At 65.9% G+C, this 24,341-nt stretch carries 26 protein-coding genes; 7 read left to right on the top strand and 19 right to left on the bottom strand.

All coding sequences use genetic code 11. The features are described from left to right. Positions 1-14: 14 nt before the first annotated feature. A complete protein-coding gene (locus HV793_RS01090) occupies positions 15-2,315 on the top strand; it encodes an NADP-dependent malic enzyme (RefSeq protein ID WP_175212500.1) in 2,301 nt (766 codons plus the stop codon). 112 nt (positions 2,316-2,427) lie between these two features. On the opposite strand, the gene HV793_RS01085 is transcribed toward HV793_RS01090, so the two are convergent. The 3 genes from HV793_RS01085 to HV793_RS01075 form a co-directional block, all read right to left on the bottom strand. Further along, positions 2,428-2,808, bottom strand: a complete 381-nt coding sequence (locus HV793_RS01085) for a hypothetical protein (protein WP_054451664.1) — start codon at positions 2,806-2,808, stop codon at positions 2,428-2,430. Positions 2,809-3,045: 237 nt separating this feature from the next. Further along, positions 3,046-3,402, bottom strand: coding sequence for a DUF4148 domain-containing protein (locus tag HV793_RS01080; RefSeq protein ID WP_054451663.1), 357 nt, complete (start codon positions 3,400-3,402; stop codon positions 3,046-3,048). A 297-nt stretch (positions 3,403-3,699) separates the two neighbouring features. Next, complete coding sequence (locus tag HV793_RS01075; RefSeq protein ID WP_054451662.1) at positions 3,700-3,915, bottom strand: SlyX family protein; 216 nt, start codon at positions 3,913-3,915, stop codon at positions 3,700-3,702. A 78-nt stretch (positions 3,916-3,993) separates the two neighbouring features. Between HV793_RS01075 and HV793_RS01070 the strand changes: the two genes are divergently transcribed. Continuing rightward, positions 3,994-6,078, top strand: a complete 2,085-nt coding sequence (locus HV793_RS01070) for a TonB-dependent receptor (protein ID WP_175213133.1) — start codon at positions 3,994-3,996, stop codon at positions 6,076-6,078. A 9-nt stretch (positions 6,079-6,087) separates the two neighbouring features. Here the strand turns inward: HV793_RS01070 and HV793_RS01065 are convergent, their stop codons facing one another. The 11 genes from HV793_RS01065 to HV793_RS01015 all read right to left on the bottom strand — a co-directional run bounded on the left by HV793_RS01065 (position 6,088) and on the right by HV793_RS01015 (position 15,242). Beyond that, positions 6,088-6,720, bottom strand: a complete 633-nt coding sequence (locus tag HV793_RS01065) for a nitrogen fixation protein NifQ (RefSeq protein ID WP_175212499.1) — start codon at positions 6,718-6,720, stop codon at positions 6,088-6,090. A 170-nt stretch (positions 6,721-6,890) separates the two neighbouring features. Continuing rightward, positions 6,891-7,241 carry a cytochrome o ubiquinol oxidase subunit IV gene (gene cyoD, locus HV793_RS01060; protein WP_054451659.1) on the bottom strand — a complete coding sequence of 117 codons (351 nt, stop codon included), beginning with the start codon at positions 7,239-7,241 and terminating at the stop codon, positions 6,891-6,893. After that, complete coding sequence (gene cyoC, locus HV793_RS01055) at positions 7,241-7,855, bottom strand: cytochrome o ubiquinol oxidase subunit III (protein WP_042794897.1); 615 nt, start codon at positions 7,853-7,855, stop codon at positions 7,241-7,243. Before cyoC ends, cyoD begins: the two co-directional genes overlap by 1 nt. 3 nt (positions 7,856-7,858) lie before the next feature. Then, positions 7,859-9,835 carry a cytochrome o ubiquinol oxidase subunit I gene (cyoB, locus tag HV793_RS01050; RefSeq protein WP_054451658.1) on the bottom strand — a complete coding sequence of 659 codons (1,977 nt, stop codon included), beginning with the start codon at positions 9,833-9,835 and terminating at the stop codon, positions 7,859-7,861. 2 nt (positions 9,836-9,837) lie between these two features. Then, positions 9,838-10,746 (bottom strand): ubiquinol oxidase subunit II, encoded by a 909-nt coding sequence (gene cyoA, locus HV793_RS01045; protein WP_054451657.1) that lies wholly within the window; start codon positions 10,744-10,746, stop codon positions 9,838-9,840. A 258-nt stretch (positions 10,747-11,004) separates the two neighbouring features. Continuing rightward, positions 11,005-11,556, bottom strand: coding sequence for a response regulator transcription factor (locus tag HV793_RS01040; RefSeq protein ID WP_042794894.1), 552 nt, complete (start codon positions 11,554-11,556; stop codon positions 11,005-11,007). Positions 11,557-11,561: 5 nt separating this feature from the next. Next, a complete protein-coding gene (locus HV793_RS01035) occupies positions 11,562-12,764 on the bottom strand; it encodes an ATP-binding protein (RefSeq protein ID WP_054451656.1) in 1,203 nt (400 codons plus the stop codon). A 237-nt stretch (positions 12,765-13,001) separates the two neighbouring features. Further along, on the bottom strand, positions 13,002-13,361 hold the full coding sequence (locus tag HV793_RS01030) for a DUF4148 domain-containing protein (protein WP_175212498.1): 360 nt from the start codon (positions 13,359-13,361) through the stop codon (positions 13,002-13,004). Between the two features lie 245 nt (positions 13,362-13,606). Continuing rightward, positions 13,607-14,101: a copper chaperone PCu(A)C gene (locus HV793_RS01025; RefSeq protein WP_054451654.1), complete on the bottom strand. Its 495-nt coding sequence runs from the start codon at positions 14,099-14,101 to the stop codon at positions 13,607-13,609. Positions 14,102-14,131: 30 nt separating this feature from the next. Then, positions 14,132-14,755, bottom strand: a complete 624-nt coding sequence (locus HV793_RS01020; RefSeq protein WP_054451653.1) for an SCO family protein — start codon at positions 14,753-14,755, stop codon at positions 14,132-14,134. Between the two features lie 61 nt (positions 14,756-14,816). Further along, a complete protein-coding gene (locus tag HV793_RS01015; protein ID WP_175212497.1) occupies positions 14,817-15,242 on the bottom strand; it encodes a DUF2946 family protein in 426 nt (141 codons plus the stop codon). 207 nt (positions 15,243-15,449) lie between these two features. Here HV793_RS01015 and HV793_RS01010 point away from each other — a divergent pair, with 207 nt between their 5' ends. Beyond that, complete coding sequence (locus HV793_RS01010) at positions 15,450-16,133, top strand: murein hydrolase activator EnvC family protein (RefSeq protein ID WP_054451651.1); 684 nt, start codon at positions 15,450-15,452, stop codon at positions 16,131-16,133. Between the two features lie 6 nt (positions 16,134-16,139). Here HV793_RS01010 and HV793_RS01005 read toward each other — a convergent pair whose 3' ends face one another. From HV793_RS01005 to HV793_RS00995, 3 genes are all read right to left on the bottom strand, one after another. Next, positions 16,140-16,895: an amino acid ABC transporter ATP-binding protein gene (locus tag HV793_RS01005; RefSeq protein WP_054451650.1), complete on the bottom strand. Its 756-nt coding sequence runs from the start codon at positions 16,893-16,895 to the stop codon at positions 16,140-16,142. Then, positions 16,892-17,572, bottom strand: coding sequence for an ABC transporter permease subunit (locus tag HV793_RS01000; RefSeq protein ID WP_119451785.1), 681 nt, complete (start codon positions 17,570-17,572; stop codon positions 16,892-16,894). The genes HV793_RS01005 and HV793_RS01000 overlap by 4 nt, the downstream gene beginning before the upstream one ends. A gap of 84 nt (positions 17,573-17,656) precedes the next feature. Further along, positions 17,657-18,439 carry an amino acid ABC transporter substrate-binding protein gene (locus HV793_RS00995; protein WP_013395870.1) on the bottom strand — a complete coding sequence of 261 codons (783 nt, stop codon included), beginning with the start codon at positions 18,437-18,439 and terminating at the stop codon, positions 17,657-17,659. Between the two features lie 194 nt (positions 18,440-18,633). Here HV793_RS00995 and HV793_RS00990 point away from each other — a divergent pair, with 194 nt between their 5' ends. Beyond that, positions 18,634-19,719, top strand: a complete 1,086-nt coding sequence (locus HV793_RS00990) for a P1 family peptidase (RefSeq protein ID WP_217481743.1) — start codon at positions 18,634-18,636, stop codon at positions 19,717-19,719. A gap of 85 nt (positions 19,720-19,804) precedes the next feature. After that, positions 19,805-20,434, top strand: a complete 630-nt coding sequence (gene trhA, locus HV793_RS00985; protein ID WP_054451648.1) for a PAQR family membrane homeostasis protein TrhA — start codon at positions 19,805-19,807, stop codon at positions 20,432-20,434. 19 nt (positions 20,435-20,453) lie between these two features. Here trhA and HV793_RS00980 read toward each other — a convergent pair whose 3' ends face one another. Further along, positions 20,454-20,927: an Lrp/AsnC family transcriptional regulator gene (locus tag HV793_RS00980; protein ID WP_175212496.1), complete on the bottom strand. Its 474-nt coding sequence runs from the start codon at positions 20,925-20,927 to the stop codon at positions 20,454-20,456. A gap of 138 nt (positions 20,928-21,065) precedes the next feature. Between HV793_RS00980 and kynU the strand changes: the two genes are divergently transcribed. Together kynU and HV793_RS00970 are read left to right on the top strand one after the other, a co-directional pair. Then, positions 21,066-22,316: a kynureninase gene (gene kynU / locus HV793_RS00975; protein WP_054451647.1), complete on the top strand. Its 1,251-nt coding sequence runs from the start codon at positions 21,066-21,068 to the stop codon at positions 22,314-22,316. A 77-nt stretch (positions 22,317-22,393) separates the two neighbouring features. Next, positions 22,394-23,800: an amino acid permease gene (locus HV793_RS00970; protein WP_054451646.1), complete on the top strand. Its 1,407-nt coding sequence runs from the start codon at positions 22,394-22,396 to the stop codon at positions 23,798-23,800. Between the two features lie 68 nt (positions 23,801-23,868). On the opposite strand, the gene HV793_RS00965 is transcribed toward HV793_RS00970, so the two are convergent. Continuing rightward, complete coding sequence (locus HV793_RS00965) at positions 23,869-24,282, bottom strand: VOC family protein (RefSeq protein WP_054451645.1); 414 nt, start codon at positions 24,280-24,282, stop codon at positions 23,869-23,871. Positions 24,283-24,341 lie beyond the last annotated feature (59 nt).

Here is a 24,341-nt window from a genome sequence, read left to right as displayed (position 1 = left end):
GGAGGCTCAGCCCCATGAATACGCAATCGGATCGCCAGGCAGCACTGGACTATCACGAGTTCCCCACCCCGGGGAAGATCTCCGTCGTGGCGTCCAAGCCGCTGGTCAACCAGCGCGACCTGGCCCTGGCGTACTCGCCTGGCGTGGCGGCGGCCTGTGAAGAAATCGTGGCCGATCCGGCCAATGTGTACCGGTACACCGGCCGCGGCAACCTGGTGGGCGTGATCACCAACGGCACCGCGGTGCTGGGCCTGGGCAACATCGGCGCGCTGGCCTCCAAGCCGGTGATGGAAGGCAAGGCGGTGCTATTCAAGAAGTTCGCCGGCCTGGACGTGTACGACATCGAAATCAACGAGACCGACCCGGACAAACTGGTCGAGATCATCGCGGGCCTGGAAGCCACCTTCGGCGGCATCAACCTCGAAGACATCAAGGCCCCGGAGTGCTTCACCGTCGAGCGCAAGCTGCGCGAGCGCATGAAGATCCCCGTCTTCCACGACGACCAGCACGGCACGGCCATCACCGTTTCGGCCGCCTTCATCAACGGCCTGAAGGTCGTGGGCAAGGACATCAAGCAGGTCAAGGTGGTGACCTCGGGCGCAGGCGCGGCCGCGCTGGCCTGCCTGGACCTGATGGTGGACCTGGGCCTGCCGCTGGAAAACGTCTGGGTCACCGACATCGAAGGCGTGGTCTATGAAGGCCGCACGGTGCTGATGGATCCGGACAAGGCGCGCTTCGCGCAAAAGACCGACGCCCGCAAGCTGGCCGAAGTGATCCAGGGCGCCGACGTGTTCCTGGGCCTGTCGGCGGGCGGCGTGCTCAAGCCCGAAATGGTCGCGGCCATGGGTCCGCGTCCGCTGATCCTGGCGCTGGCCAACCCCACGCCCGAGATCCTGCCGGAAGTGGCACAGTCGGTGCGCGACGACGTGGTCATGGCGACCGGCCGTTCGGACTATCCGAACCAGGTCAACAACGTGCTGTGCTTCCCGTACATTTTCCGCGGCGCGCTGGATGTGGGCGCCACCACCATCACCCGTGAAATGGAAAAGGCGGCGGTGTACGCCATCGCCGAGCTGGCGGAAGAAGAGCAGAACGAAGTCGTGGCGGCGGCCTATGGCACCTACGACATTTCGTTCGGCCCTGAATACCTGATCCCCAAGCCCTTCGATCCGCGCCTGATCGTGCGCATCGCCCCGGCGGTGGCCAAGGCCGCGATGGAAGGCGGCGTGGCGACGCGTCCGCTGGCGGACCTGGAAGCCTACGAAGAGCAGCTGCAGCAGTTCGTGTACCACTCGGGCGCCTTCATGAAGCCGCTGTTCTCGGCGGCCAAGCGCATCGTGCGCGAAGGCGGCAAGTCTCGCATCGTGTTCACGGAAGGCGAAGACGAGCGCGTGCTGCGCGCGGTGCAGGTGATCGTCGATGAAGGCCTGGCCCGTCCCATCCTGGTGGGCCGTCCCGCGGTCCTGCTGTCGCGCATCGAGAAGTTCGGCCTGCGCCTGCGCCTGGGCGAGGACGTCGAAGTCACCAACCCGGAATATGACGAACGCTTCCACCAGTACTGGACCACGTACTGGGAACTGATGTGCCGTCGCGGCATCACCAAGGAAATGGCGCGTGTGGAAATGCGCCGCCGCCTGACCCTGATCGGCGCGATGATGGTGCACCTGGGCGACGCCGACGGCATGGTCTGCGGCACGGTGGGCGCGTACCACGACCACCTGCGCTTCGTGGACGAGGTCATCGGCCGCCGTCCCGGCCACAACGTGTATGCCGCCATGAACATCCTGCTGCTCAACGAGCGCACGGTGGTGCTGGTGGACACGCACGTCAACGATGAACCTTCGGCCGAGCAAATCGCCGAATTCACCATCGCCGCCGCCAACGAGATGCGCCGCATGTACCTGGCGCCCAAGGTCGCGCTGCTGTCGCGCTCGAACTTCGGTTCGGGCAGTTCGGCCTCGGGCGCGAAGATGCGCCGCGCGCTGGAACTGGTGCGCCAGGCCGCGCCGGAACTCGAGATCGACGGTGAAATGCACGGCGACTGCGCGCTGGACGAAGCGCTGCGCATGCGCATCCTGCCTTCGTCTTCGCTCAAGGGCGAGGCCAACCTGTTGGTGTGCCCGAACGTGGACTCGGGCAACATCGCCTACAACCTGTTGAAGACCGCCGCAGGCGGCAACGTTGCAGTGGGTCCGTTCCTGCTGGGCGCCAACGCGCCGGTGCACATCCTGACCTCCAGCTCCACCGTGCGCCGCATCATCAACATGACCGCGATGACCGTGCTGGACGCCAACCGCGTCGAAGCCTCGGCCTGATCCAGCTTGCGCGCCGTTGCGGCGCGCAGACAAGGCGAGAAAAAACGCGCCGCTCCATCCCGGGATGGAGCGGCGCGTTTTTTATGCGCTCGGGCGCTGGAATCCGGCACGCTTAGTTGCTGCTGGCCTTCCAGGTGCCGTCCGGCTGCTTGCAGAACCAGAACTGCCATTTTTCCGTGGTGGCGCCGCGGGCGAAATCTCCAACCAGGAAGCGGCAGACGCGGTCGTCCTTGACCTTGCTGGTTTGCGTGGGGGTTAGCTGCACCGTGATGGGAGGCGCCTTGCGCGGCTGGTGCGTGCTGCTCCACTGGGTGCGCTGGCCGTCGGCCGAGCTGTTCAGCGACTGTGCCACGGCTTCATGGAAGGAGGGCTGATCGGCCTTGGGGATCTGCGTGATGATGGCATTGTTCAGCATCACCGGAGGCGCGGCAAAGGCCGGCGCGGCGATGCCGCAAGCCACCAGCAAAGAGGCGAGAACGCGGGTGTGTTTCAAGATGGGCTCCCTGTTGAGTCGTAGTGTTATGCCTGATCTTGGGGCGATAGTACGCGAACGGATGGAACAGTGCTTTGCGGGGGGCGTTGAAACTCGCGGTTTTTACCCTTGGGCCACACTTGAGCCCGGAGCGTCCCGCCACATGAAGCGCGGCCGGCGCTTTCCGCACAGGCGAAAAAAAGCCGCCAGACACTGGCGGCCAAGGTACAACAAGGGGAGGGGTAAATCTGCGTGCGCTTAGTTGCCGTGGTAGACGCCTTGGAAGGGCACGTTGTTCGGTTCCACATCGGCCATCTGGCCGGCGGCGCGGGCGGCGGCCAGTTCGGCGCGCACTTCAGCGCGGGTCTTGCCGGTGTGGGGCGTGCCGTAGACGCCTTGGAAAGGCACGTTGTTCGGTTCCACTTCAGCCATCTGGCCGGCAGCCTTGGCGGCGGCCAGTTCAGCCTGCACCTGGGCGCGGGTCGGGCCTTCATAAGGGGTGCCGTAGACGCCTTGGAACGGGACGTTGTTGGGTTCGATGTTGGGCGAGGCGGCGTAGGCGCCGGCGCTTAGCGCGGCCAGGGACATCATCAAAGCGGTAGCGAGGGTCTTCATGGTAAATCTCCGATTTCAAGAGCTTTGGGAGCGAATCGGCGGCCTATCCGTCTGGTTCGTTGCTGTTTCCCGATGGCTCAATAGTGCGCTGAATCGGACTAGGGATAAACCCGTATATTGGTAAAAGATATTCCCATCAGTGGAAAGATAGCGAATTTCTTAGGATATATTTTCCATTGATGGAACTGGGGACGGACTATCAGGCGTGCGCAAGCCTGGAATACGGCGATTCCATGCGGTTTGGGGGCTTGGAGAGAAGGGCAGCGTGGATGCGCCGCCAGTACCGCAGGCGCAGCGTCAGTAGTGCGGCGGTATTTCGTCGCGCAGGCTGCGGAAGGGCGCGCCGCCCTCGGGCGCCTGCTGTCGCAGGTCGGCCACTTCGCGCATCAGCCGGTCTATCAGCTGTTGCTGGCGCACGATGATCTGGTTGAGCTGTTCCAGCATGTCGTCCGAGAAGCTGGCCTTGACCTCCAGCTCCAGCAGGCGGCGTTCGATGTCTTGCAAGTTATCCATGGCGGGTATTAGAACCGATTCCCGCCGCGGCCCCTACAGGAGGCGTGTTTGACGCAGCGGCGATGGTGGCGTACGGGCGTGGGGCATTGGGCCGTGCATGGCCTGCTGGCGTCGTTTCCGGCCGGAACTGCCTGGGCCCAGGAGGCTGAGCCGCTCTTGCCTGCGGTAGTGGTGACCGGCACGCGCCTGGGCACCGCGGTGCTGGACACGCCCGCTTCGGTCAATGTGGTGGAGGGCGCGGCCATGCGCCTGCAGCAGCCGGGCATCAACCTGTCGGAGGGCCTGGCCGGCGTGCCCGGCCTGCAGATCCAGAACCGCCAGAACTACGCTCAGGATTTGCAGATCTCCAGCCGCGGCTTTGGCGCGCGTTCCACCTTCGGCGTGCGCGGCGTGCGGCTGTACGTGGACGGCATTCCGGCCACCATGCCGGACGGCCAGGGACAGACCTCGAACATCGACATAGGCTCCATCGGCAGCGTCGAAGTGCTGCGGGGGCCGTTTTCAGCGCTGTACGGCAATTCCTCGGGCGGCGTGATCCAGGTGTCGACCGAGGATGGCGTGGCGCCGCCGTCGCTCACGGCCAGCGGCTGGGGCGCCAGCTATGGCACCTGGCGCTACGGCGCCCGCGCCAATGGCGCCAGCGGCGGACTGGACTACGTGCTGGACCTGACCCGCTTCACCACCGACGGCTACCGCGACCACAGCGCCGCCCGCAAGAACCTGGGCAACGCCAAGCTTGGCCTGCAGCTGGACGACGCCAGCCGGCTGACCCTGGTGGCCAACAGCGTGGACCTCAAGGCGCAGGATCCGCTGGGCCTGACCTATCAACAGTTCCAGGACGACCCGCGCGCGGCGCCGCTGGCCGAGCAGTACGACACCCGCAAGACGGTCAGGCAGACCCAGGGCGGCGCGATCTACGAGCGCCAGGTCGATAGCCGCAATAGCTTGCGGGTGATGGTCTATTACGGCCAGCGCGATACCACGCAGTACCAGGCGATTCCCCCTGCCGCGCAGATGGCGCCCACCCAGGCCGGCGGGGTCATCGACCTGAAGCGCCAGTACGGCGGCGCGGACCTGCGCTGGACCTCCGCGCTGGCGATGGCCGGCCGGCCGCTGACCCTGATCGGCGGCTTTGCCTACGATTCCATGCGCGAAGACCGCAAGGGCTACCAGAACTACACCGGCACGGGCGCCAGCCGCCAACTGGGCGTGCAGGGGGCGCTGCGGCGCGACGAAACCAATACCGTCTACAACGCCGATCCTTATCTGCAGGCTTCCTGGCAGGTGTCGCAACGCTGGACGCTGGATGCGGGCCTGCGCTATAGCACCGTCAGCTTCGATTCCAGCGACCACTACATCGCGCCGGGCAATGCCGACGACAGCGGCGACGCGCGCTATCGCAAGGCATTGCCGGTGGCGGCCATCCGCTATGCGCCGAACGCCGACCTGAGCTTCTACGCTTCATATGGCCGGGGCTTCGAGACGCCGACGCTCAACGAGATCTCGTATCGGCCCGGCGGCCAGCCCGGCCTGAATTTCGGGCTGGCGCCCGCGCTCAGCACCAACCTGGAAGCGGGCGTAAAGGCCAACCTGGCTGGCGGCCTGCTGACGGCCGCGGTGTTCCATACCGGCACCGACGATGAAATCGTGTCCGCGGGCAGCTCGGGCGGAAGAACCACGTACCAGAACGCCGGCCGCACGCGGCGCGACGGCGTGGAACTGGGTTGGTCCGGCGAATTCGCCCGTCACGGCCGTGCGCAGTTCGCCTATACATGGCTGAATGCGCGTTACGCCGATGACGGACCCGGCGACATCCGCGCCGGCAACAAGATCCCCGGCATCGCAGCCCAGGCCGCCTTCGCCTCGCTGGCCTGGGCGCCGCCCGAGGGCTGGCAGGCCACGGTGGAAGGGCGTTTCCTCAGCAAGATCTACGTGAACGACGCCAACGACGGCGATGCGCCCGCCTACTTCGTGGCCGCATTGAGCGCGGGCTATGTGTTCAAGGCGGGGCCCTGGGAACTGAACGCCTATGGGCGCGTGGACAACCTGTTCGACCGCCGCTACGCCGGCTCCGTGATCGTCAACGAGACCAATGGGCGCTACTACGAACCGGCGGCAGGGCGCAGCCTGGGAGCGGGCCTGGGCGCGACGTACCGGTTCTGAAGCCGGACTTCAGTCGGGCATTTCCGGATAGCAGATGCCATGGTCCTCGCAGGCCGGACAGCCCGGTGCGGCGGCCGGCGGCAGGCCCGCCTGTTCACAGGCGGAATAGGCCAGGAACTGCTTCCAGCGCAGGTTGCGCACATTGCGCACCACCAGTCCCGGATAGTGGCGCGCCAGCAGGAAAGTCACGTCCTCGCGGCCGGACAAACCCAGGTCCCGCCACAGATGGTCGGGCCGCAGACAGGCCTGGGTCAGCACGCTGCTGACCCAGGGCGTGGTCCCCGCGCCGGGAGCGGCCCAGGTGTCCAGCAGCGCGCGCAGCAGACGCGTGAATTCGGTTTGAGCCGCATCCATGGCGCGGGCCGGGTAGATGGCGGCTTGCTCGCGCAAGGCGGCGAGCGCGGGGTCATGGCCCGTCAGCGCGCCTGGAAAGAGGCGCGCGATCAGGCCTTCCAGTTCCCGGGATGACAGGCCGCAGCGTCCCAGGTCCCCGCAGGCCAGGCTCTTGCCGATGACCGTGGCGAAGAATCCCGCGTCGGGATGACCGGGCGGCGCATGGCGCAGCAGCGCGCCGGCGAACCGCAAAGTGGGACCGGCGCTGTCGGCCGAGGGGGCTGCGGTGGCGATGGAAACGACGTGCATGGTTGGGCCAGGAGCAGTAATTAAACTGTTAATTAAATCGTTATGGTGTTGAATATATAACGAAATGCCTCCGCAATCCTTGCCTGGCCGCAAGGCTGGCCCCACCGGCCGGCGCACAAAAAAAACAGGCGCCCGCAGGCGCCTGTCTTTGCTTCAACGGCAAGCCGTCATTACATGGCGTGGCCCATGTTGACGTTCATGTTGTACAGCACCCATGCCGAACCGCCGACGATGATGGCGATGATCATTACGGTGAAGACAAACGTGGCCAGGTTGTCGCGGGCCGACTTCGATGCGCCCATGTGCAGGAAGTACACCAGTTGCACCAGCAACTGGAGCACGCACAGCGCAACCACGCCGGCGATGGTGATGGCGTGGGACAGTCCGCCGTTCATCACCAGGCCGAAGGAGCCGAAGGTGAGAAGCAGCGAAAGCACGAAACCGATGATGTAGGACTTCAGGCTGCCGTGGTCGGCGGCGTGATCGTCGTGGCCGTGTGCGGCCGCAGCGGAGTGCGACATCAGATGGCTCCCATGAGATAGACGAAGGTGAAGACGCAGATCCAGACGATGTCCAGGAAGTGCCAGAACAGGCTCAGGCACGCCAGACGACGCTTGTTGATCGAGTCCAGGCCATGGCGGCGGATCATGTCCAGCAGGACGATGATCCAGATCAGGCCGAAGGTGACGTGCAGGCCGTGCGTGCCGATCAGCGTGAAGAACGCCGACAGGTACGCGCTGCGGCCCGGGCCGGCGCCGATCGAGATCAGGTGATGGAATTCATAGACTTCCATCGCGATGAAGCCCGCGCCGAACAGGAACGTCACCATCAACCAGCCCATTGCGCGGCTCTTGTTGTTGGCGTGCACGTTCAGGTTGGCCATGCCGAAAGTGAAGCTGGAGAACAGCAGCAACAGCGTTTCGACCAGCACGAACTTCAGATCGAACAGTTCCTTGCCCGTCGGGCCGCCCGCGGTGGCGTTGAACAACACCGCGAACGTGGCGAACAGCACCGAGAAGATCAGCAAGTCGCTCATCAGATAGACCCAGAAACCGAATACGGTCTTGGATCCATCGTCATGATGCGCGTGATCGTCGTGACCCGCGTGGGGGTGAGTGGCTACGGCTTGAATCATGGCTCAGGCGGCCTTCTGCATTTTGTCAAAGTGAGCGTTTTCGATGCGTTCGACTTCCGCGGCCGGGACCCAGTAGTCGACGTCGCGGTCATAGGCGCGGACGATGAACGAACCGATCATGCCGACGAAACCGACGATGGACAGCCACCAGATGTGCCAGATCAGCGCGAAGCACATGACCAGGCCAAAGGCGCCGATGAATACGCCGGCGGCGGTGTTCTTCGGCATGTGGATGTCTTCGTACTTGGCCGGGCGCTTGTAGGCCTTGCCGTTCTGCTTGTCTTCCCAGAACTGGTCCAGCGAGTCAACGTGCGGCACGTGGGCGAAGTTGTAGAAAGGAGCGGGCGAAGAGATGGCCCATTCCAGCGTGCGGCCATCCCAGGGGTCGCCCGTGATGTCCTGGTTCTGCTTGCGCTGGCGGATCGAGACGAACACTTGCTGCAGCAGGAACCAGATGCCCAGCATGATCAGCGCGGCGCCAGCCAGGGCGACCAGCAGGTACGGCTGCCATTCGGGGTTGTCGTAGTGGTTCAGGCGACGCGTCATGCCCTTGAAGCCCAGGATGTACAGGGGCATGAAGGCCAGGAAGAAGCCGACGAACCAGCAGTAGAACGAGTAGCGGCCCAGGCGCTCATTCAGCTTGAAGCCGAAGGCCTTGGGGAACCAGTAGGTCATGCCGGCGATGCAGCCGAACACCACGCCACCGATGATGGTGTTGTGGAAGTGGGCGATCAGGAACAGGCTGTTGTGCAGCACGAAGGACACGCCGGGGATGGCCAGCATCACGCCGGTCATGCCGCCGATGACGAACACGATCATGAAGCCCAGCGTCCACAGCACCGGCGTGGTGATGCGCAGGCGGCCGCGGTAGATGGTGAACAGCCAGTTGAAGATCTTCGCGCCCGTCGGGATCGAGATGATCATTGTCGCTATGCCGAAGAAGGCATTGACGTTGGCTCCCGCGCCCATGGTGAAGAAGTGGTGCAGCCAGACCAGGAACGACAGCACGCCAATGGCGGCCGTGGCGTAGACCATGGACTTATAGCCGAACAGGGTCTTGCGGGCGAAGGTGGCGACGATTTCCGAATACACGCCAAACGCCGGCAGCACCAGGATGTAGACCTCGGGGTGGCCCCAGATCCAGATCAGGTTCACGTACATCATGACGTTGCCGCCCATGTCGTTCGTGAAGAAGTGCGTGCCCAGGTAGCGGTCCATCGTCAGCAGCGCGAGCGTTGCAGCCAGCACGGGGAAGGCGGCGACGATCAGGACGTTGGTGACCAGCGAGGTCCAGGTGAAGATCGGCATCTTCATCAGGCTCATGCCCGGCGCGCGCATGCGCAGGATGGTCACGATGAAGTTGATGCCGCTAAGCGTGGTGCCCAGCCCGGATATCTGCAGTGCCCAGATGTAGTAGTCCACCCCCACGCTCGGGCTGTAGTCCAGTCCGGAGAGCGGCGGATAGGCGAGCCAGCCGGTCGCGGCGAATTCACCCACGAACAGCGAGATCATCATCAGCGCGACGCCGGCGCCGAACAGCCAGAAGCTCAGCGAGTTCAGGAACGGGTACGCCACGTCGCGGGCGCCGATCTGCAGCGGCACCACGAGGTTCATCAGCCCGGTGATGAAGGGCATCGCCATGAAGAAAATCATGATGACGCCGTGGGCGGTGAAGATCTGGTCGTAGTGATGCGGTGGCAGGAAGCCGGCCGAGTCGGCGGATGCGACCGCCAGCTGGGTACGCATCATGATGGCGTCGGCGAAGCCGCGCAGCAGCATGATCAGGGCGACGATGATGTACATCACGCCAATGCGCTTGTGGTCGACGGTGGTCAGCCATTCCGTCCAGAGGTACTTCCACTTCTGGAAGTAGGTGATGGCGCCGAAGACCGCTAGGCCTCCCAGGCACACGGCGGCCAGCGTAACCATGACGATGGGTTCATGGTACGGAATGGCCTCGAGGGTGAGTTTCCCGAGCATTGTTAGTTAATTCCTGCGATCAGATTGTTCGACGTGGGGGTGCACGTGGCGGAGTCCACGCCGGCCATCTTGGTCATGGTGCTGCCAAGAATGAAATCAAACATGGCGGGGGGCGCCGAGGAGTACTTGACGACCGGGTTGTGCTCGCTGCGCTTGGTCAGCTCTGCATAGACCTCGGGGGTCAGCGCGGTCGGGGCAGCCTTGGCTTCCTTGACCCAGTTGTCGAACCCGTCCTGGGACATCGCGATGGCCTTGAAGCGCATGCCGGAGAAGCCGGCGCCGCTGTAGTTGGCCGAGATGCCGGCGTAGGTGCCGGCTTCGCGCGCGTTCAGGTGCAGCTTGGTCTCCATGCCGGCCATCGAGTAGATCTGGCTGCCCAGCTGGGGGATGAAGAACGAGTTCATGACCGTGGCCGAGGTGATCCGGAAATTGACCGGAACATCGACCGGGAAGGCGATCTCGTTGACCGTGGCGATGTCGTACTCGGGGTAGATGAACAGCCACTTCCAATCCAGCGAAACCACCTCGATGGTCACCGGCTTGTGTTCGGACACGAGCGGCTTGTAGGGATCCAGCGCGTGCGTCGAGCGCCAGGTGATCACGGCCAGGATGGCCACGATGATACAAGGGACGGTCCAGACCACGATTTCAATCGCCGTGGAGTGGGCCCACTTGGGCTGGTAGTCAGCTTTGGTGTTGGATGCGCGGTATTTCCAGGCAAAAACCAGGATCATGACGATGACCGGAATCACGACGATGAGCATGAGCCCGGTCGTCGTGAACAGCAAAGTCCTTTCCTGGATGCCAATATCTCCCTTGGGGGAGAGGATTTCCATGTTGCAGCCGCCAAGCAGCATGACCGCGCCGACGCTGAGAATGCGCGTAAGGGTCGCAAGGAGGGGGTGTTTCACGTACAGCCTTGGATGGAAGGTGGAAAATGCTGCATAGCAGCAGACTGGAATGCTGCTAGGCAGCAACGTCCATCCTATCGGCTTGATATGGGTCAAGCATGCGACGAATGGTCGCATTGCCTGGGAGGATTCCGCCCCAAGGGGAGCAGATACAGGGTTTTCCTAGGGGGGCAGGGGCTTGCTGCAAGGTTCCAGGGTGCGACGATATGTCGCACCCGCACATGCAGGGTATGCGACGATTTGTCGCATCTGCACAAATCAGTCGATGAGGACTTCGCGTTCCGGCCCCGGTTTTTTGGCCAGTTTACGCTGCAGGGAGCGCCGGTGCATGCCCAACAGGCGCGCCGCCGCCGAAACGTTGCCGCCGGTTTCGTGCAGGGCCTGGTGGATGTGCTCCCATTCCAGGCGGTGCAACGGCGTCATGGTGGTTTCGATCGTAACGTTTTCCGGCTTCACCAGGCCGAGGGTGCGCAGGATCATTGGCGCGGTGGCGGGCTTGGGCAGGTAGTCGTCCGCGCCGCGCTTGATGGCCTCGACCGCGGTGGCCACGCTGGCGTAGCCGGTGACCAGCAGGATCCGCATGTCCGCGCGCAGGGCGCGCAGCGGGCGGATCAGGGTCAGGCCGGAGTCTTCGCCCAGGCGCAGGTCCACCAGGGCGAAGGCGGGGCGGATTTCCTCGGCCACGCGCAGCGCCTCGGCGATGCCGGTGGCGGTTCGGGTTTCCAGGCCGCGACGCGACAGGCTGCGCTGCAAGGTGCGCACATACAGCTCGTCGTCGTCGATCAGCAGGCCAAGATCGGTTGGGTTCATTGCACTCAAGTCCCGGTACTCCCCAGCGGGAGGTAAAAGCGGATACGCGTGCCGCCGTCTTCGGCGGCGGTCATGGTCATTTCGCCGCCCATCTGTTCCACCGTGGCGTGCGACAGCGCCAGGCCCACGCCCAGCCCTCCCGGCTTGCCGCTGTTGAACAGGCTGGTCGCCGGCAGCAGGGTCTGGTCGGGATCGAAACCCCGTCCGTAGTCCCTGACTTCGCCGCGCAGGGCGCCATAACCGTATTCCAGATGCAGGTCCACGCGCGGGACATCGGCGGCTTCGCCGGCGTCCGCCGCGTTGTTCAGCAGGGCCTGCAGCAAGTGGGCGATGGCCGGATCGACCCGCAGGCTACCGGGCAGGGTGCCCGAGCGCTGCAGATCGATGGTCGGCCGGATCAGACGCCATTGCCCCACCACGCGGACCAGGTCCACCGCGGTTGGGACCGCCAGATTGCGGATACGTTCCCGGCACAGGGCCAACAGTTGGCTGAGCGTGGAAACGTCGGCGCGCAGGTCTTCGTCCTTGACCTCGGCGGCGATCTCGTCGGCCAGCAGGGTCATGGTCGCCAGCGGGGTGTTCAGTTCATGCGCCATGGCCGCCGCGTGGGTGGCCAGGGCGACGATGCCTTCGTTGCGGGTGAAGCGTTCGCGCAACCGTGCCAATTCGCGCTCGCGGTCGCGCAGGTCCGAGGCCAGGCGGGTCGAAAACACCAGCACCACCACCACCGAAATCAGGAAGTTGGCGCCCATGCCCCACAGCAGCAGGGTATGGGTATCGACGTCGCCGCGCAGGGGCTGGCCGAAGATCGCGGCCGCCACGTAGCCCGAGATGCCTGCCACGGCCGCGGCCAGCGCCCAGTTGCGCGGCAGCGCCAGGGCCGCCAGCGCGGTCAGGATCAGGAACATCATGCCGAAGGGATTGCTGATGCCGCCGCTCCAGCCCACCATCCAGGCCAGCACCGCCATGTCCACGAACAGGTGGCCGAAGGCGGTGGCGTGGGACAGGTCGCGGCGGTGGCGCAGGCGCAGGCTGGCGTAGACGTTGAAGCCGATCAGGGCGCCTACGCCGATCCACAGCGGCTCCAGCGGCAGGGCCAGGCCCAGGACGCTGCTGGCCAGCAGGATGGTGGCGGCCTGGCCCGCGATGGCGAGCCAGCGCAGGCTGCAGAGGGTACGCAGGAATGAAAAGGCGGAACTACCGGGCATATCCAGACACAGAGGTGCCGGCAGGCTGCCGGCGGGTACGCGCCCGGCTGCGCGGAACGCTGGCATCCGGGGCGCGGCGCTGGGAGGCCGGCTGCCCCGCCGCGCCTTCAGGCTGGCCGGCGGTGGATGTGCAGGCATTGTATGGCGAATCAGGCGCCGCCGCCGGTCGGCGGGGAATTGGTGTGTCCCTGATATTTGGGCGCGACGCCCGGATCCGCCGCGGTTGCAGCCTCTGTATTAATGGATGTCAGAGGTGCCGCTGTGGGCCATCGCGGGAGGAGGGTAGTCTTCCTGGTCGGATGCCATCTGCCCCTGGACCTGCGCCTGCTGCAACTCCTGTTCAACCTGGGCGCGGGTTTCAGACTGGTGCGACATGACGGGGGGTGGATAGTCCTCGTCGCCGAACGTGTACTGGCCGTTGGCCTTGGCCTGGGCCAGTTCGGCGCTGACCTGGTCCGCCGTCTTGGCGGCGGGGGCGGCATAGGTGACGCGCCAGTCGCCATAGAGGTCGTGGGTGTACTGCGTGGTCTGGGCCTGGACGGCCCCGGCGGCTGCAATGCCGGCGCATAGCAATAAGGTCTTGCTGAGGGTCTTCATGAAACGCTCCTGGCAATCAAAGCTTGCGGCCGTTGCGGGCCGCGCCTACGCCCGCGATGCTGTCCGCGGGCGATTCCTGGATGCGGGAAAGCCTGGCCCGGCGCGCCGCGATGGCGCGCGCCGGGCCTTTTCCAATTCGACCCGGCGCGCGGCGCGGCGTTGCACGCAGGACGGCCTTGTTGCAAGGAAGCTGTTTCAGGCGTGCAGCACAGCTGTCAAGCCACTTTCATGGGGACGCCGCGGGCTCAGTGGCCGTGGCCGGCGGCCGGGGCGGCTGCCGCGTTCAGCGGACGCGCCACCGCGTCCACCGGCACGCGCCGCTGGCGTTTGTCGGCATCCTCGACGATGAGCGTCAGGGCGACGTGCTCGCCGGGCGAGATCTGGCCGGCCAGGTCGATCAGCATCACGTGATAGCCACCGGGCTTGAGCTCCACGGCCTGGCCCGCGGGCAGGGCGATGCCCGGTACCTGGCGCATCTTCATGACGTTGTCCTGCATCGCCATTTCATGGATTTCCACGTGTTTGGCCGCCTGCGATTCCACGCCGACCAGGCGGCCGCCGGAGACGGAGGTCAGGCGCATGAAGACGCCGGTGGCGTGCTGGCTGGGCACGGTGGAGCGCACCCAGGCGTCGTCCACCTTCAGGGCGGCGTCCTGGGCCAATGCGGCGGGGCTGGCGCCGGCCAGGGCGCAGAAGGCCAAGGCGGCGGCCGCCAGGGATTTGATCGCGGTGTTTTTCATGAGGGTTGCCTCTCTATATATGGATTCAGGTCAGAGCACGGTGCGCAGGTCGTCCACGCACTCCTGCGCGCTTTGCTGATGGCGCAGGGCGATGCGCAGCTTGCCGCTGGCGTCGATGACGTAGGTCAGCGCGGTGTGGTCCATGGTGTAGGACGAACCGGTGGCGACCTTCTGGTAGAAGACCTTGAATGACTGTGCGGCGGCGCGCGTCTGTTCGGCATCGCCGCGCAGGCCGACGAAGTCCGGGTCGAAGGCCTGGGTATAGGCGCGCAGGATTTCCGGCGTGTCTCGCTCAGGATCGACGGTGATGAAAAGGACGCGCAGCTTCTTGGCGTCCGCGCCCAGCAGGCTCTTGATCTCGACGGCGCGGGTGAGCGCCGTGGGGCAGATGTCCGGGCATTGCGTGAAGCCGAAGAACAGCATGATCGGCTGGCCGGCGTAGTCGGCCAGCTTGCGTTCGCGGCCCTCGGTGTCCTGCAGCTGGAAGTCGCCGGACGGCATGCCGGAAAGATCCATGCCGTGCAGCTTGGGCGCATCGGGGCCGCAGCCTGCCAGGGCCAGCAGGGCGAAAGAGGACAGCAGCAGGCGGCGCCGCGGATCGGGCGCATGGGAGCGCGCCGCGCCGGCGGGCGCGCGCAGAAGGGGGGAATGCATGAAAACCTCGTCGCTTGACGGTTCGTCCAGGGGCGCGGCGGAGCCGCGCGTTGTGGCGGAGTCAGACGAGGCGTGGCGGGGCGCGCGAACCCAGCGGCGGACCCGCGGCGGCGGGCGCGGGCGGGGTGGCGCTGGCGGGCGCGGGCAGTGCGTGCCGGCCAGCGGCCAGCAGCAGGGGAGTGAGCGCGGGGGCAGGTGCGGGCGCCACGTGCGCCAGCAGGCCGAAGGGGCAGAGCGCACCGGCATCGGCGGTGTCGTGGCCGGCCTTGCCCTTGTCTTCGGGCGACAACGCCAGCGCCAGCGTCGAGACATCGCCGGCGGCCGAGCAGAACGTGACTTCAAGCCGGCCGTCGTGCAGCGCCCGGGCGTCGGGCATGTAGCCCGCCGGCACCAGCGCGCGCAGCGCCAGGGCCAGAAGCGCCAGCCACAGCACGCCCCGCGCGCGTGCGGCGCTGCCGAGGTGCTGGAGGCGGATCAGGCGGGTCATGGCGGCATTCTATCCCGCGCGACGGGCGCAAGCATCTGACGCCAGCGCCCATGGCGCGCCAAAATCTTGGTACCCTTGAACGCACTCAAATCCCCGACATCCCACTCAGTGCCCCAGGTTTCAGTGCTTTCCTCGTCCGCCCAGACCCTGCCTCTTCCCACGTTGCCCGCCGTCGTCCGCCAGGGCAGGCCGTCCTTCCGCCTGTGGATGTGCGTGCTGGCCGTGGCGCTGCTGGCCCTGCTGTCCGCCTGCGGCACCACCAAGGTCCAGCCCGGCTACTACCGCGTGCAATCGGGCGACACGCTGACCCAGATCGCGCGCAAGCAGGGCACCAGCGTGAGCAATCTGGTGCGCTGGAACAAGCTGTCGAATTCCAATTCCATCGAAGTCGGACAATTGCTGCGGGTCGAGCCGCCGGCCGGGCAGGCCAGCACGTCCACCGCGCCCAGCAAGGCGCGCGGCAAGCCTGCGCCTTCGCCCAAGTCGTCGACCTCGACCGCCAAGCGCCGCACCGCGCCGCCGGGCGCAATCTCGCTGGTCTGGCCCGCCCAGGGCAAGGTCACGCGCGGCTACGACGGATCGGGTTCCAACGGCATCGTCATCAGCAATTCCTCCGGCACGCCGGTGGTGGCCGCGGCACCGGGCACAGTGGCCTATTCCGGCAGCGGCCTGCGCGGCTATGGCCACCTGGTCATCGTCAAGCACAACGCCAGCTTCCTGAGCATCTACGCCCACAACAGCAAGCTGCTGGTCAAGGAAGGGCAGCGCGTCAGCCAGGGGCAGAAGATCGCTGAAATGGGCAATAGCGACAGCAAGCAGGTCGGGCTGTATTTCGAGCTGCGCTATGACGGCCAGGCGGTCGATCCGGCGGGGTCCCTGCCGCCGAAGTAGGCTGATCTACAGCGCGGCTTCCTGCGTCAACGTCGAGATGAACGCCGCCGTGCGCGGGTCGGCCGGCTGGCTGAACAGCGTGCGCGAATCGCCGGATTCGACCACCGTGCCGTCCAGCAGGAATACCACCTCGCGCGACACGCTGGCCGCCAGCCGCAGGTCGTGGGTGGCCATCAGCATGGTCATGCCTTCGGCGGCGAGCTGGCGCAGCACGTCCACCACTTCAGCGGCCAGGCCCGGATCCAGCGCCGAGGTCGGTTCGTCGCACAGCAGCACGCGCGGCGCGGGCGCCAGCGCGCGGGCGATGGCCACGCGCTGCTGCTGTCCGCCCGACAGGTTGGCGGGCCAGGCGTCGCGCTTTTCCAGCATGCCGACCTTGCGCAGCAGTTCCTCGGCGCGGGCGCGCGCGCGGTCCTGCGGCCACTTCTGCACGGTCAGCAGGCCTTCCATGACATTGCCGATCACGGTCTGATGCGGGAACAGCTGGAAGTTCTGGAACACCATGCCGGTCTGCTTGCGCACGCGCTGGACCTGATCGCGCGAGAGCTTGTGGCCGGGTTCGAAATGCACCGTTTCCGGGCCGATCTCCAGCGTGCCGCGGTCCGGCACTTCCAGCAGGTTCACGCAGCGCAGCAAGGTGCTCTTGCCGCTGCCGGACGGGCCGATCAGGGCGGTGACGCTGCCTTCGGCGATGCTCACGTCCACCTGCTTGAGCACGGGATTGCCGCCGAACGCCTTTTCTATCTTTTCCAGGCGGATCATCGGTTTTTCTCGGTAAAGACCGCGTGCTGGCCGAAGCGCCGTTCCAGGCGCACCTGCGCGGCGGACAGGACGGAACTGAACACCAGGTAGATCAGCGCCGCCTCGGTGTACAGGATCAGCGGTTCATAGGTCACGGCGGCAATGCGTTGCGCCGCCTGGAAGATCTCGGGCACCGTCAGCACCGCCGCCAGCGAGGTGTCCTTGACCAGCGCGATGAAGGAATTGGACAGGGGCGGCACCGCCACCCGCGCCGCTTGCGGCAGGATGGTCCGGCGCAGCGCCTGCGCCCGCGTCATGCTCAGCGAGTACGCCGCTTCCCACTGGCCCTTGGTGATGGACTCGATGGCGCCGCGGATCACTTCCGAGTTGTACGCGCCCACGTTGAGAGTGAAGCCGATGAGCGCGGCCGGCAGCGGATCCAGCACGATGCCGACGCTGGGCAGGCCGTAGAAGATCACGAACAGCTGCACCAGCAGCGGCGTGCCCCGGATCAGCCAGACGTAGAAACGCACCACGGCCACCAGCGGCGCCGGACCGAACAGCCTGATCAGCGCGACCACGAAGGCCAGCGCCAGGCCCAGCGCGAACGACATCAGCGTCAGCGGAACCGTGAACACCAGCCCCGCGTGCAGCAGCGGCCAGAACGAGTCCAGCATCAGCTGCACCCAGGCCGGCACCGCCCAATTGCCAAGTTGCGCCAGCAGCCAGTCGGGCAGGACGGATTGCAGCCAGGGGGGTAGCGTCATGTGCGCTCCGCTCGCTTATTGCGCCGACAGGTCCGTGCCGAAATACTTGACCGAGATGGTCTTGTAGGTGCCGTCCGCCTTGATGTCGGCCAGCGCCTTGTTGATGGCGGCCTGCAGCTCGGGGTTGCCCTTGCGGATCAGCACGCCCGAATTGCTGAACTCGGCGGTCTTGTCGGTGGCGGCAATCTTCACCTTGGCATTGGGCTTCTGCTTCTTGAAGTCCAGGAACGACAGGTTGTCGTTCACCGTGGCTTCGACGCGGCCCGAGGTCAGCAGGTCGATGGCTTCGTTGAAGCCCTGCACAGCAATGACTTCCGCGCCATGCTGTTGCGCCAGCTTGCCGAAGTTGCTGGTCAGCGTGTTGGCGGATTTCTTGCCCTTCAGGTCGTCGAAGGATTTGATGCTGGTGTTGTCGTCGCGCACGATCAGCACGGCGGCCGACGAGATGTAGGGATCCGAGAAGTCGTACTTGGCGCGGCGCGCGTCGGTGATGCCGACCTGGTTGATCACCGCGTCGTAGCGCTTGGCGTCCAGGCCGGCGATCAGGCCGTCCCATTTGCCTTCGACGAATTGCGCCTTGACGCCCAGGCGTTCGGCGATGGCGCGGCCGATGTCCACGTCAAACCCGGTAAGCTGGCCGGATGCGTCATGGAAAGTGAAGGGGGCGTAGGTGCCTTCGGTGCCGATCTTGAACACGCCGGCGGATTTGATCTGGTCCAGTCCGGATTGGGCATGGGCCGCGGACAACGCGGCGACCTGGACGAGGCCGGCGACGAACAGCGTACGGAAGAGTTTCATGGCGGTGCTCCACGGATGGCAGATATCTCGGGTGGAGAGCATCCGTGCCTGCAATGCCCTCCGGCGTAGCCGCACTCTAACAACGCGTCTATTTTTCCACAAAGCATAAGGAATAGTAAAAATATAGCGGCAAGTCATATGGCGATACCCTTGCTCCGGCGCTTGCCGCCGGGGTCCATCCAGGCAGGACTTCAGTGGAGATCGGTGTGGAACAGCAATGGAACAGGCGGGCTTTCATGATGGCGGCCGCCGGCGCGGCAGCAGCAAGTGCAATGCCTGCCCAGGCCGCGGACGGTACGCGGCTGATGCCGGGCAGCGGCAGCATCACGCAGGTGGCGGGCTTGCGGGTGGGGCACTACACCGATACGCGCCGGCCCACGGGCTGTACGGTCATCGTCGCCGAGGCCGGCGCGACCGCCGGGGTCGACGTGCGCGGCGCGGCGCCGGGCACGCGCGAGACCGACCTGCTCAATCCCGTCAACATGGTGGAGAAAGTGCATGCCGTGGTGCTGTCCGGCGGCAGCGCCTTCGGCCTGGATGCGGCCTCGGGCGTCATGCGCTATCTGGAGGAAAAGAAGATCGGCTTCGACGTGGGCGTGGCGCACGTGCCCATCGTGCCTTCGGCCATCCTGTTCGACCTGGGCGTGGGCGACGCCTCGATCCGGCCTGACGCGGCCGCGGGCTACCAGGCCTGCAAGTCGGCCACGGACGCCGCGCCACAGGAAGGCAACGTGGGCGCGGGGGCGGGCGCGACGGTGGGCAAGCTGTACGGTCCCAAGCGCGCCATGAAGGGCGGCATCGGCAGCGCCTCGCTGACCGTGGCGGGCGTGACGGTGGGCGCCATCGTCGCGGTCAATGCGGTGGGCGACGTGGTGGACCCGGCCACCGGGCGCGTCCTGGCTGGCGCGCGCACTGCCGACGGCAAGATGTTGCTGGATACCCGCGCGGCGATCCTGGCGGGCGATCTGCCCAAGTCCATGCGCCCGGGCACCGCCACCACCATAGGACTGGTCGCCACCGACGCCAAGCTCACCAAGGCGCAGGCGCAGAAGATCGCCGGCATGGCGCACGATGGCCTGGCACGCACCATCAATCCCATCCACACCATGCTGGATGGCGACACCATCTTTGCGCTGGGCACGGGCACGTCCGGCAAGCCAGGCAACGTCATGCTGCTGGGCGTGATGGCGGCCGAGGCGATGGCGATCGCGGTGCAGCGCGCCATCCTGTCGGCGCGCGCGCTGGAGGGCTATCCGGCGGCGGTGGACTTCGTTTCCTGATGGCCGCGTGGCCTGACCTCGGCCTGTCACACAAGGGCGCCATCATGGATGGCGCCGGCGCGTGGCCGGCTGGCGGAGGGCGTGCATGTACAAGGGCGAACGATTCAACGGCGCGACGCACCTGGCCGGCCTGGCGCTGGCGGTGGCCGCATCGGGCGCCCTGATCGCCCGCGCCGCGGAACTCAAGGTGGATACGCGGCAGGTCATCGCCTGCGCCGTGTTCGCCGCTTCGATGATCGCCGTCTATGCCTCGTCGGTGCTGTTCCATTGCTCGCGCGGCCGCCGCAAGGCCTGGTGGGCCAAGGCCGACCATTGCGCGATCTACCTGCTTATCGCCGGCACCTACACGCCGCTGGCCTACGGGCCGGTGGAGCACGGCTGGGGCGCGGCCATGGGCGTGGCGATCTGGCTGTTGGCGGCGGTGGGCATCAGCCGCGAGCTGTGGTGGGCGCGCGGCGCGGCGCCGGCCCTGCCGTTGTATCTGGCGATGGGCTGGCTGGGCGTGATGTTCGCCGCGCCGATCGCGGGCGCCTTGTCCGCGGCCGGACTGGCCTGGCTGCTGGCGGGCGCGGCGGTCTACACCGCCGGCACGCTGTTCTACGCCAACGACCAGCGCTGGCCGCATGCCCATGGCATCTGGCACCTGTTCGTCATGGGCGGCACCGCCTGCCACTTCGTGACGGTGTTCGGCTTCCTGCGGCTGAGCCCGGCCTGAGCGGGGCTTCAGCGGGCCGCTAGCGCCAGCTTGCCAGCGGCAGCATGCCGCCGCGGTTCTTCACTTTGCGCATGACGATATGCGAGGATAGGTTCCGCACGCCCGGGATCTTGCTGAGCTTGTCTTCGACGAACTGCGAGAACGCCATCAGGTTGCGCGTGCACACCGTCAGGATGTAGTTGGAGGCGCCAGTCACGATGCTGGCCTCGGTGATCTCGTCATGCAGGGCGATGCCGGCCAGGAATTCTTCATGCCAGCCCGGACGCGACTGGTCCAGCGACACGTGGACGATGGCCTCCAGCTCGAAACCCAGTTTTTCGGCGTCCAGCACGGCGCGATAGTTGCGGATCAGTCCGCTTTCTTCCAGCGCGCGCACCCGCCGCAGGCAGGCCGAGGGCGACAGCGCCACCTGCTCGGCCAGGTCCTGGTTGCTGAGGTGGCCGTTCTCTTGCAGCCGGTAAAGAATGCGCTGGTCTATGGCGTCGATATGCATGATGCAATCAAATTCCAAAAAAGTTGATTATGTGCAATTCAATGCGGAAACCTAGGGTAATCCGCGCCTGAATTTGCAATTTATCAGCCTGATCGCGCTGATAGTATGTATCCAGAATATAGCCCCCCGGAGCACAAAATGAACACCCGTGAAGCCTGCGTAAATGCCGACCGCCAGGACCCCCTGGCGCCCCTGAAGGACCGTTTCGACCTGCCGCCCGGCGTCCTCTACATGGACGGCAACTCCCTGGGCGTGCTGCCCAAGGAGGCCGCCGGCCGTGCTGCCGCCGTGATCGGCCAGGAATGGGGCGCGGGCCTGATCCGCAGCTGGAATACCGCGGGCTGGTTCGAACTGCCCACCCGACTCGGCGACAAGCTGGGCCGCCTGCTGGGCGCGCGCGAAGGCGAACTGGTCGTGACCGACACGACCTCGCTGAACATCTTCAAGGCGCTGGCCGCCGCCCTGCGCATCCAGCAGCACCAGCACCCCAAGCGCCGCGTCATCCTGTCCGAACGCGACAACTTCCCCACCGATCTCTACATGATCCAGGGCATGATCGACCTGCTGCAGCAGGGCTATGAAATGCGCCTGATCGACGATGAACTGCCGCTGGAAAAGGCGCTGGACGAGTCCGTGGCGGTGATGCTGCTGTCGCACGTGAATTACCGCAGCGGCCAGATGCACGACATGGCCGCCGTGACCGCGCTGGCGCACGAGCGCGGCGCGCTGGCGATCTGGGACCTGGCGCACGCCGCGGGCGCGGTGCCGGTGGACCTGAACGGCGCCGACGCCGACTTCGCCGTGGGCTGCACCTATAAGTACCTGAACGGCGGCCCCGGTTCGCCCGCCTTCATCTGGGTGGCGCCGCGCCACACCAAGGACTTCTGGCAGCCGCTATCCGGCTGGTGGGGCCACACGCGGCCATTCGATATGACCGTGGCCTACGAGCCGGCCGGCGGCGTGCGCCGCTACCTGTGCGGCACCCAGCCCATCGTGTCGCTGTCGCTGGTGGAATGCGGCCTGGACGTGGCGCACGCCGCCGACATGGCCGAGGTGCGCAAGAAATCCCTGGCGCTGGGCGACCTGTTCATCGCGCTGGTCGAAGAGCGTTGCGCCGGCCATCCGCTCACGCTGGTGACGCCGCGCAAGCACGCCGACCGCGGCAGCCATGTCAGTTTCCGCCACCCCAACGGCTTCGAAGTGATGCAGGCCCTGATCGCGCGCGGCGTGATCGGCGACTATCGCGAACCCGAGGTTCTGCGCTTCGGCCTGACGCCGCTGTACTTCGGCTACGCCGACGTCTGGGATGCCGTGGATATCCTGAAGGACGTGCTGGACACGCGTTCCTGGGACAAGCCGGAATTCAAGCACCGCGCCGCCGTGACCTGAGCGCCGCAACACAACCCCATTGCGCGGGCCAAACCGGCCCTACATCCACAAAGAGAGCGCAGGACCTGGAGGAGACAATGCAACAACAAAAAGGATTCGGCCAGATCGCCGAACGCGAGCAGGGCCTGAAGCGGCGGCTGACGTCGGGGCAGATGAGCATGATCGCCATCGGCGGCGCCATCGGCACGGGCCTGTTCCTGGGCAGCAAGTTCGCCATCGGCTTTGCCGGACCCAGCGTGATCATCAGCTACGCCATCGGCGGCCTGATCACGCTGCTGCTGATGGGCTGCCTGGCGGAAATGACGGTGGCGCATTCCACCTCGGGTTCCTTCGGCGCCTATGCCGAGCACTACGTCGGCCCGCTGGCGGGGTTTCTGGTGCGCTACGCGTACTGGTCCTGCGTGGTGCTGGCGGTAGGCACCGAAGTTACCGCCGTGGCCGAGTACATGAAGTTCTGGTTTCCGGACGTGCCCGGCTGGCAGTGGGTCTGCCTGTTCTCGGCCGTGCTGATCTTCATCAACGCCATGAGCGTCAAGACTTTCGGCACGGTCGAATACTGGTTCTCCACGATCAAGATCACCGCCATCGTCGCCTTCATCATCCTGGGCGCCTACGTGGTCTGGGGCAATCCGCAGTACGGCACCGCCCTGTACACCTCGCACGGCGGGTTCTTCCCGAACGGCGTCTGGGGCATGTGGATCGCCGTGGTCATTTCGATCTTCAGCTACCTCAGCGTGGAGATGATTGCGGTGGCCGCGGGCGAGGCCGAAGACCCCGAACGCGCGGTCAAGCAGGCGTTCCGCGCCACCATCGTCCGGCTGGTGGTGTTCTACCTGCTGACGCTGGCGCTGATCCTGGCCATCGTGCCCTGGGACGAGGCCGGCAAGGGCGGCAGTCCCTTCGTCAAGGTGATGCAGGCGCTGGAGATTCCGGGGGCGGCGGGCGTCATCAACTTCATCGTGCTGGTGGCGGCGCTGTCGGCCATGAACAGCCAGCTTTACATCACCACGCGCATGATGTTCAGCCTGTCGCGCGCCGGCCATGCGCCGTCCGCGTTCGGCAAGCTGACGCGCAGCGGCACGCCGCTGAACGCGCTGCTGCTGTCGACCAGCGGCATTGCCATCGCCGCGGTGCTGAACGTGCTGTACCCCGAGACCTCGTTCACGCTGATGATGGCGATTTCGATGTTCGGCGCGCTGTTTACGTGGATGATGATCTTCGTCACCCACTACTGCTTCCGCCGCCGCTGGGCGCGCGAAGGTGGCGGCAAGCTGTCGTTCCGCATGCCGGGCTTTCCGGTGCTGACCCTGCTGGGCGCGGGCGCGATGCTGGCGATCCTGGCCACCACCTACTTCACCAGCGTCTTCAAGATGACGCTGGTGTTCGGTGTGCCTTTCCTGCTGGTGCTGGCCGTGCTTTATCAGCTGCTGTTCCGTCGGCGCGGCGAAGCCGTTGCGCTGACCCCGCGCGGCCAGCGTTCCTGACATAGCTGCGCCCGGTTCAGACGCGGGCCTGAGGCGCAAGCCTCAGGCCCGTATTTCATGGCCGGGCTTCAGGCGCTGGCCAAGGCGGGCGCAGGCTGCTGCGCAGCCTGTTCCTGCGGCGCCGGCGCGAACACGCGCAGCCGGTGGCCGTCGGGATCCAGCGCCACGAAGGTGCGACCGAAATCCATATCGGTGGGCGCCTGCAGGATGGGCAGGCCGCGCAAGCTCCAGTCCAGGTGGCGGCGGTCCAGCGCCTGCGCGTCCGAAACGGTAAAGGCGAGTTCGGTCGCGCCGCCGCGGCCGGCAGCGGCCGGCTCCACGGTATAGCGCGACCACAGGCCCAGCATCAGGCCGGAATCCAGCCTGAACAGTGCGAAGGTGGGGGAGCTTTCGAGGGGCGGACGCTGCAGCAGGGCGCTGTAGAACGCGGCGCTGGCGGCGGGCTTTTCGACGTAGAAAATCACGAAATTGGTGTCTGACATGATGCGCTCCGGGTGGTAGATGCGCTCATCTTAGACAGGGGTGCTGTCAGTTTTTGGCA

Origin of the sequence: Achromobacter aegrifaciens (assembly GCF_902859965.1) — a bacterium.
GTDB classification, from domain to species: Bacteria; Pseudomonadota; Gammaproteobacteria; order Burkholderiales; family Burkholderiaceae_B; genus Achromobacter; species Achromobacter aegrifaciens.
Note: the sequence above shows the minus strand (reverse complement) of the source record. Positions and strands in the feature narration are given on the sequence as shown.